Genomic DNA, 8,363 nt, shown 5'->3' with positions numbered 1-8,363 from the left:
GTCGCCGCCTGGTCGAAGGCGGCGACGGCGCGATTTTGCTGTGGACGTTGAAACCGGGCGCGGCAGACCTACCGGGCCCGGTTTTGGTTAAAGCCCCGGCGCATCATGCCGTGACCATGCTGCCCCCTCACGCGGCGAGTGCGTGGGCCTCCACTTCGTCGGCGGCATCTTCCGACGCATCCACGTCCTGCGCGTCTTCCTGCGGCTCCGTGTCGTGTCCGCTCTTGAACACGGCGGGCATCCAGCCCGTTCCCTCGGTCAGACGCTCGGCCTCGCTGGCAATCTCAGCCTTCTTCAACTTCGCCAGCCGGGAAGCGTGCGACGGCGCAAACTCGCCCACGGCTTCCAAAATCACGGCCTTCGGCACATGCTGGAAATACCCGTCTGCGGTGGGCTTCCACCATGCGGCCATGTCCAGCCCCACGGCCTGCGCCAGCTCCGCGCCCGGCTGGTGCGCCTTGGCACGGGGAGTCACCACGTCGACGGTCGCCGCCACGCATACCGCCAGCAACCGCACCAGTTCGCCTTGCTCCATCGCCAACAGCGCGGCGAACAGTTCGGCACTGTCCAGCGGCAACGCTTCGCCCGCGACGTGCTGCAACTCGCGCAGGGCCACGGCGGCGGGCGAATCGGGCCAGTCCGGGGCCATGCCTTCCAGCCGGTTTTGCACGGTCAAGCGCACGCCCAGCGGCAAGTCGTGGCCGTAGTGGTTGTCCTGCAAGATGGTCTGCACCATGCCATGCACCAGCGCGGCCAGCGCGACGTGCGGATGCCGGGCGACTTCGATTTGCAACGCGGCGGTGCGGTGCGCGCTCAACCGCTGCGCCAGCCGGTCGGACAGGCTCGCGGCCTTGGGCTGCTCGGCGTCCTCGCTGTCGTCGTCGTTCCCAACTTCGCCTTCCGCGCTGCCGAAACCCTGCCGCAAGCGGTCCAGCGTGCGCAGTGCCTTCGCTTCGGCTTCTCGCAACAGCCCGCGATGAATCACGGCTGCTCCCTCGCGGTCGATCGTGACGATGGCACCGGCCACGGCGCGCACGTCCGGGGCGTAGCCCTGCAACGCATCCTCCACGGCTTGCAGTTCCCCGGCGACCTGTTCGCGGCGCGGTTCCAGCGCCTCGGTCTTCTCCTCGTCCTCGGCGTCGTAGGCTTCTTCCAGTTCGGCGTCGATCTTGTCGAGGCGGTTTTGCAGCGAGGCAATGCGCCGGGCTTCGCGGGTGGTCGGTTCGCGACGCTGGCACGGCGCGTTCTGGAACGCCTGCCGCTCGGCGTAGCTTACGTGCGGCACGGCTTCCACCCACGCCCAGCCCTCGGCGCGCACGTGCTCGGCATGCGCGTCCAGCTTGCCGCACACCAGCGTTTCCAGCAGTGCGGCGTCGGTCAGGTAGGTTCCGGCATTGCCTTCGGCGAACAGGTCGCGGCGGATGCCGCCGCCCGCCGCCGTGTAGGCGTCCAGCCCGACGAAGCGCACCAGCGGATGCGTGGCGTCGATTTCACGCTCGGTCAGGCGCTCGCGCAGCGCGGATGCGCCTCGCTGCCACTCGGGCGCACCGTAGAACGCGGCTTCCTGCGCGGCGTGGTCGTCGGTGATGGTCAGGGCCATCAACTGTTCCAGCGTGACGGCTCCGGCCCGGTAGTCGGCCAGCAGACGCGGCGAGACGTTCGCCAGCTTCAAGCGACGCTGCACCACCAGCGGAGACACGCCGAAGTCGGCGGCAATGTCCTCCACCGGACGGCCTTCCTTGACCAGCGCGGCGAACGCCTCGAACTGATCGGCGGGGTGCATCTGCTCGCGCAGCAGGTTTTCCGCGAGGCTGACGGTGCGGGCCGAGGCATCGGGCACCAGCAGGCACGGCACTTCATGATCGGCGGCGATGCGCTTCTTCTTCGTCAGCAGCTTCAAGGCGGTCAGGCGGCGATCACCGGCCACAACTTCGTAGTGCTCGCCATCGGCGGCGAGGATGACGACGAGGTTTTGCAGCAAGCCGACGCGGGAAATGCTCGCGGCCAGTTCGGGGATGGACAGGCGCGGAGTCGTGCGCGCGTTGCGCTTGGAGCGGCGCGGCAGCAATTGCGAGAGCGGAACCAAAATCAGGTTCTTGGTCGGATCGGCCACTTCCAGCGGGGTGGCAGTTTCGATGGCGATGGTTTCGGTTTGGGTAACGGCGTTCATGGTGATAACTCCAATCAGTTGAGGGATGCAGCAGCGAGAGAAGCGGCAAGGGCTGCTGCCTGCCCCTGCCGCGTGGGGTTCAGGCTTTCAACTGGCGCAGGCCATCGGCCAGCAGCCACAGGGCGCGATTCAGGCGGATGCCGTTGTCGATGCCCTGCACGGGTCGGGTGGTCTGGCGGCGACCGTTCGCGGCGCGGGCGGACAGTCCGCCTTTGACGAGGTTTTCCTGAGTGCGGTTGAACACGCTCCACAAGTCGCGGCGGCTGTCGTCGGTGCGGCGCGGCATCAGGATTTGCGATTCCGTGATGGGCGCGGGCTTGTCCTCGTCGTACTTCAACGCCAGCGCGGCGCGGGCGAACACTTCCGATTCACCGGTGTCGAGTGCGATGGCCTGCATGGCGTCGCGGGATTCCTGCGCCCGGTCAAAGCCGTGCAGGACTTCGTAAGCGCCTTCGATAACATGCGCGGCTACGTCGCCCTTGTGGGGTATGCGCACGTCCGCTACGGTGTCGCCGCAGACCAGGCCGTTTTGGCACACGAAGCGGAACATTCCAGCGAGCATCTGATAGCTGCTGGTGCCGTCATGCGAGTTCAGCAGGATGATTTCGTTGGCCTCACGGCCGTTGATCTGGCTGGCATGGCGCAGCCGGATCATGTGCTTGGTGTAGTCGCGGCGGTCGTCGTTGCGCACGCGGGTCTGGCACACCATGAAAGGCTCGAAGCCTTCCCCGCGCAGTTCTTGCAGCACGGTGGCGGTGGGGATGTAGCTGTAACGGTCCGAGCGGCTTTCGTGTGGGGCGTCCGCAAAGATGGATGGGGCGACGGCTCGGATTTGGTCATCCGACAAAGGACGTTCCGAGCGCAGCACCGGCGAACGCGAAGCGAAGCGGGAAGCAAGTTGCATGATCTTTCTCCTGACAAAGTTGGCTGTTGAAGAAACCTCACCGGATTCCTAGATTCGGAGCCCAGCCTCTCGGCTGTTCGGTGCGGTCGGCACGAAGAACCCGGTGGCCTCGTTGCCACCGTCTTTCCTGAGTTCATCGCCCGCGACGGAAGGGAGCTCGTGGACGGGGGCCGTCAAGGAGGCGAGCGCAGGGTTGGTGCGGCCCGCAGGCGCAGCCGAGTACACGGCCCTGCGCGCCTTGACGGCACACGGACGCGGGCTACAGTCGCGGACAAGGTGATGAGTTCAGGAAAGACGGCTGGACAGGCAGCGGCCATCCCTTTGTGCTGACCGCACGCAAGCGAAGCGCGCAGGCCCGAAGCTGGAAGCCGGGCCGAAGGCGTCAGCCGAGCGGAGCGAGGGAACGATGGAAGCCCGAAGGGGGCGAGACGCCAGGACCGCAGGGCAGGGTGGCTCGATGCGCAGCACGACAGCGCGCCCGGCCGCCTTCTTGGCCGGGGACGTCCAGACTTAGGTCGGTATCCGGGTACCTGAGCATCCGTTCGATGACGCGCACTGGGGTACCGACAGAAGTGGCTTGGTCAAATACGCTACCAGCCATGTTCACTATCAAAGACAGGCCATGAGCGCACCCCAATCCGATAATCCGAAGCAGATCTGCGAAAACATCCTCATCGAAGGGAAGCGCTACAACGTCGAGCACCGCATCCTGCCCAGTGAGGATGCCGTTGCCGACCGACTGCTTGCTCGTGGCATCGAGCTGACCGAGGCCTATGAGGAACTGCACGGCAAGCTCCACGCGCATCCCCACGCGCTGCAGATATTTCTAGGGCTTGTCCTGAGCACTGCCGCGTTCTGGAACCCGGAGAAGATCGCGAAGGCGCGCACCGCACGCGGCGATCTCGGCAATGTCAACCAGAAGATTGCGAGGAAGGCGGCAGAGCTGGCCGGTCTGCTTCAGCAGCGCTCAGATCTGCACAACACCTCGGGCTTCAGCACCGATACCCACTACCACGTGTGCGATGTGATCGAGGCGGCGGCCAAGCGCAACTACCTTTTCACGACGTACGTCCAGGAGCGCCTCGATGCCCTTCACGGCCAGTTCGACCTGAAGTATTGGCCATCGCTGAGCGACTTTCTGCAAGAGCTGGCCTCCGATGCAGAAGACGCAGTCGCGGAAGCCACAGACCTCTTGACTGCGGCCGCCACCGTGGCCTCGCGCCCGTCCCGCGCCGATTTCATCAAGGCGCTGCTCGCAGCCATCGACGAGAACAGGGGGCGCAACTACGGCCAACTGCCCAACGATTTCAAGGTTACCGATAACACGCTCGCTACCTTGGCGAGCTGTGTGTTGGACCTGGGCGCCGACGAATCGGTCGATGGCCCCTACGTGAAGCGGCTCCGTCAGCGTGAACGCGACGGAGCCAAGTAGCCCCTGACGAGGCCCTTCGGTGACTTGGTTTCGGACCGATCAGGCGCAGCCTGGTCGGAGGTCTTTCAGGGGCGCCAAGTGACGCGCCGCGGGGATGGGCTGCCAGCCGATCCCCTGGAGGCGAGCGCAGCGCGCAGGCCCGTCGGTGCCGCAGGCATCAGCGATCGGAGCCGGATGGCCGTGATTCGGCACAAGCCACCGGGGGGCGGCGCCCCGCAAACCCGATAGCGATATGCCAGGACGCTAGTTCCCCGCCGAACCGAGGACCTTGACCGCGTGGCTCATCAGCCGTGGCAGGCATCTGCGCTCTTCCTTCAATCCGCTGCCTTCACAACCAGATGAAAACGCTATACAATGGAGTCGTCCGTTTGAAAGATTAAAAGAATCGTGGAAAATCAATGAGTTATGCGAATGTTGGACGAAATGAACGAATCACAGTCTGATTTAGCCCAGGTGGTCCGGCTGGCTCTCGCCGAGCAGACTGAGGACGTGCGCCTGTTCGTGGCCAGGCTCGTCCGGAAGTACCGCAACACCGACCCCGAGCTGGCGGAGCAGATGGACCTTTACCTGCGCGCGAAGATGCCTCGAACGAGCGCGCCCATGCGCAAGGCCACGCCGCCTGCGACGCCCGCGCATGCTTTGCCGGTGGACGACGAATCGCGGCTGTCCTTGCTGAAAGTTTTCAAGGACACGCCCGATAGAGAGCAGCCCTTGCTGTCGGTCGACCTTGAGGAGACGTTGAGCCAATTGATTCAGGAGCGACGCCAGACGGAACGCCTGGCATCGATGGGATTGAGCCCGACGCGCTCCGCCATCTTTGTGGGGCCACCCGGCGTCGGCAAAACGTTGACTGCGCGCTGGCTCGCCTCGCAACTGGGTGTGCCGCTGTACGTGTTGGATCTGACCGCTGTCATGAGCAGTCTGCTCGGCCGGAGCGGGACCAATCTGCGCGCCGCACTCGACTTCGCGAAACGCAGTCCGTGCGTGTTGCTGCTGGATGAGATCGATGCCATCGCCAAGCGCCGCAGCGACGATACCGATGTCGGCGAGCTGAAGCGCCTGGTCACCGTCATCCTGCAGGAGGTCGATGAATGGCCAGCTACCGGACTGTTGCTTGCCGCCACCAACCACTCTGAACTTATCGACCCTGCGTTGTGGCGCCGCTTCGATCTGGTGATTACGTTCAAAGCGCCGGAAATGTCGGCTGTCAAGGCGGCGATCAAGCGCTTCCTCGGTCCAGACTACGCGTTGTTCGGTCGCTGGATCGACATCCTGACATTTGCATTTAACGGCGAGTCGTTCAGCGACATCGAGCGGGACCTTCAGCGTTTTCGCCGTGCGGTAGCGCTGGGCACCGCATCGGATGCCGATCTCATTGAAGAGTTCATCAAATCGCGTGCGCTCGTCCTGGATCGGCAGGCCCGCATCGATCTGGCCGTGCTGCTGGCAAAGCAGACCCGTCTGTCCCAGCACACCGTCTCCGATATCACTGGGGTGAGTCGCGACACCATCCGGAAGTACACGAACGAGCCATCGCCTGCAGCGAAAAAGATCTCGAAGGGAAAACCTGACGCATGAGCCAAACCAATTTCCTTATCGGGCGCGGCGAGCTGCTGACCCACGATATCAAGGGACCAAAGCGCAAGCCCGGCAAGGCTGAGGTTTACTCCTTGCAAGAAGCCGCAGGACGGCTCAGGCCGCAGTTCTCCGAAACCGCGACTGCGCTGGACACCTTGCCACCAGAGGCTTGTCCTGGCGACTTCGGCGTTGCGCGGCTGACGATGAACCCGAGCTACATCGCGCGATCATTCTTCCCGGTGGCGATGCTGCGCACCGTGGGTCTGGAATCGGTCGGCAGCCGCACGGTGAAGGTGATTCCTGACGGCTGGACCAAGAAGGGCACGCCACAGGAATGCACAACCACCGAACTGTTCGTCGCCGGCAAACGTCAGGCCTTCCGCAATCTCAAGGGCTGGACACTCGAGATCGAAGCCGAATCCGATGAGGCGCTGGACCTTGCGCATATAGAAAAATTTTCCGTCTTCGCACCCGAAGAACGAATCGCGAACTACGGCAGCAAGAAAGATCGCTTTTTCGAAGTGGGCGTCCATTTGCTGCCCGATGAAGACCGCTTGTTCGTCCAGCGGGCTTTCGTGCGTTACGCCAAGGAAGTGGATGTCAAAGTTCACAGCGATCTTGGCTTCACGGCCGGCAACCTTTGGTTCGTCCCGGTCGAAGGCAGGCATGGTGATATCGAGAGACTCGCCGAGTTCGTGTTCGTGCGCGTCATCCGACCCGTGCCCAAGCTCCGTGGCATGCGGCCGGTGCATCGCAGCGCAGGGGTTTCGGTCGGCTGCAGCCTTCCGACAGAGCAACCACTGTCCTCAGAGCCGAAGGTCGCCATTCTCGACGGCGGTTTGCCGAAGCAACATGCGATCGGCCCGTGGCTCCGTTCGTACCGCGTTCTCGACGAAGACGCGGGCGACGATCCCGAAGGTCTCGAGCATGGGCTGGCGGTCACTTCGGCATTCTTGTTCGGCCCGATCCAGCCGAATAGTGCCGCTGCCCGCCCGTTCGCCTACGTCGATCATCTGCGCGTGCTCGACAAGGATGCCGAGACTGAAGATCCGTTGGAACTGTATCGAACGCTGGGCTTCGTCGAGCAAGTCTTGCTCTCTCGTCAGTACCAATTCGTAAACCTTAGCCTCGGCCCGGACTTACCGATCGAGGACACAGATGTTCATGCCTGGACCTCGGTCATCGACGATCTGCTGAGCGACGGCGACACTTTGATGACGGTCGCGATCGGCAACAATGGCGAAAGAGACCGGCCGTCGGGCAACGCCCGTGTGCAGGTGCCCTCGGACTGCGTGAATGCGTTGGCGGTGGGCGCCTCGAACGATACCGAAGCGGGCTGGGCCCGTGCTCCTTATAGCGCAATCGGTCCGGGCCGCAGCCCTGGCGTCGTCAAGCCGGATTTGATGGCCTTCGGTGGCGATGCGGCCAAGTACTTCCATGTGCTGGCATCAGGCAAGAAGCCCTCGCTTTTGCCGCAACTTGGGACCAGCTTTGCATCGCCCTATCTGCTGCGCAGCGCAGTCGGCATTCGCGCCATCCTAGGCACGGAGCTGACCCCGCTGGCGATCAAGGCGCTCTTGGTCCATGCCGCCGAGCCCCTGGAGCACGACAAGCTGGAGGTGGGTTGGGGCAAGGTGCCTGAAGACCTGATGAGCATCATCACCTGTCCGGAAGGGGTGGCGCGCGTGGTCTATCAAGGGGAACTGAAGCCCGGCAAATACCTGCGCGCCTCGCTACCGCTGCCGGCTGGCGGTCTCAACGGCAACATCCGCCTAAAGGCGACCTTTTGCTACGCCTCGCCGACCGATCCGCAGGACGCTGCCGCTTACACCCGCGCCGGGTTGGAGACGGTGTTCCGTCCCAACGACGAGAAGATCAAGGATGGCAAGGCCAACGCCGATACGAAAGGCTTCTTCGACATGAAGAAGTACGCGACCGAGGAAGAACGGCGTTCCGACATGGGCAAGTGGGAAACCGTGTTGCACGGCGCTAAAAGCATGCGTGGCACTAGTCTCAAGAATCCGGTCTTCGACATCCACTACAACGCACGTGAAGCAGGTGGTCGTGCCACGGGCGCTGAAAAGATTCGCTACGCGCTGATCATCACTGTTGAAGCGCCGAAGCATGTCGACCTCTACAACGAAATCTTGCGTGCCTACGCGAAAACGCTGGTGCCGATTCAGCCGCAGGTGTCGCTGCCGATCCGCGTCTAGCACCCAAGCCAGGCAACGTCGAAGCGCAATCACTCAGTAACTTGTGAGCTTGGAAGCCGGAGAAGA

5 protein-coding genes are annotated in these 8,363 nt (G+C 63.5%); 3 read left to right on the top strand and 2 right to left on the bottom strand.

Annotated elements, in window-relative coordinates; all coding sequences use genetic code 11:
- Positions 1-127: 127 nt before the first annotated feature.
- Positions 128-2,170: a ParB/RepB/Spo0J family partition protein gene (locus tag ABGA94_RS09945; protein ID WP_375367174.1), complete on the bottom strand. Its 2,043-nt coding sequence runs from the start codon at positions 2,168-2,170 to the stop codon at positions 128-130.
- Positions 2,171-2,249: 79 nt separating this feature from the next.
- Entirely contained in the window at positions 2,250-3,074 is an 825-nt protein-coding gene (locus ABGA94_RS09940) for a DUF932 domain-containing protein (protein ID WP_046932338.1), read from the bottom strand.
- Between the two features lie 622 nt (positions 3,075-3,696).
- Between ABGA94_RS09940 and ABGA94_RS09935 the strand changes: the two genes are divergently transcribed.
- The 3 genes from ABGA94_RS09935 (at position 3,697) to ABGA94_RS09925 (ending at position 8,297) form a co-directional block, all read left to right on the top strand.
- Entirely contained in the window at positions 3,697-4,506 is an 810-nt protein-coding gene (locus ABGA94_RS09935) for a hypothetical protein (protein ID WP_375367172.1), read from the top strand.
- Between the two features lie 411 nt (positions 4,507-4,917).
- The gene (locus ABGA94_RS09930; protein ID WP_127456329.1) at positions 4,918-6,084 is read left to right on the top strand and encodes an AAA family ATPase; all 1,167 of its coding nucleotides are present in this window, start codon (positions 4,918-4,920) and stop codon (positions 6,082-6,084) included.
- Positions 6,081-8,297, top strand: coding sequence for a S8 family peptidase (locus ABGA94_RS09925; RefSeq protein WP_375367171.1), 2,217 nt, complete (start codon positions 6,081-6,083; stop codon positions 8,295-8,297). The genes ABGA94_RS09930 and ABGA94_RS09925 overlap by 4 nt, the downstream gene beginning before the upstream one ends.
- Positions 8,298-8,363: the final 66 nt, after the last annotated feature.

The organism is Stenotrophomonas sp. 3diitr2024, assembly GCF_042136455.1.
In the GTDB taxonomy this organism is placed as follows: Bacteria; Pseudomonadota; Gammaproteobacteria; order Xanthomonadales; family Xanthomonadaceae; genus Stenotrophomonas; species Stenotrophomonas sepilia.
Note: the sequence above shows the minus strand (reverse complement) of the source record. Positions and strands in the feature narration are given on the sequence as shown.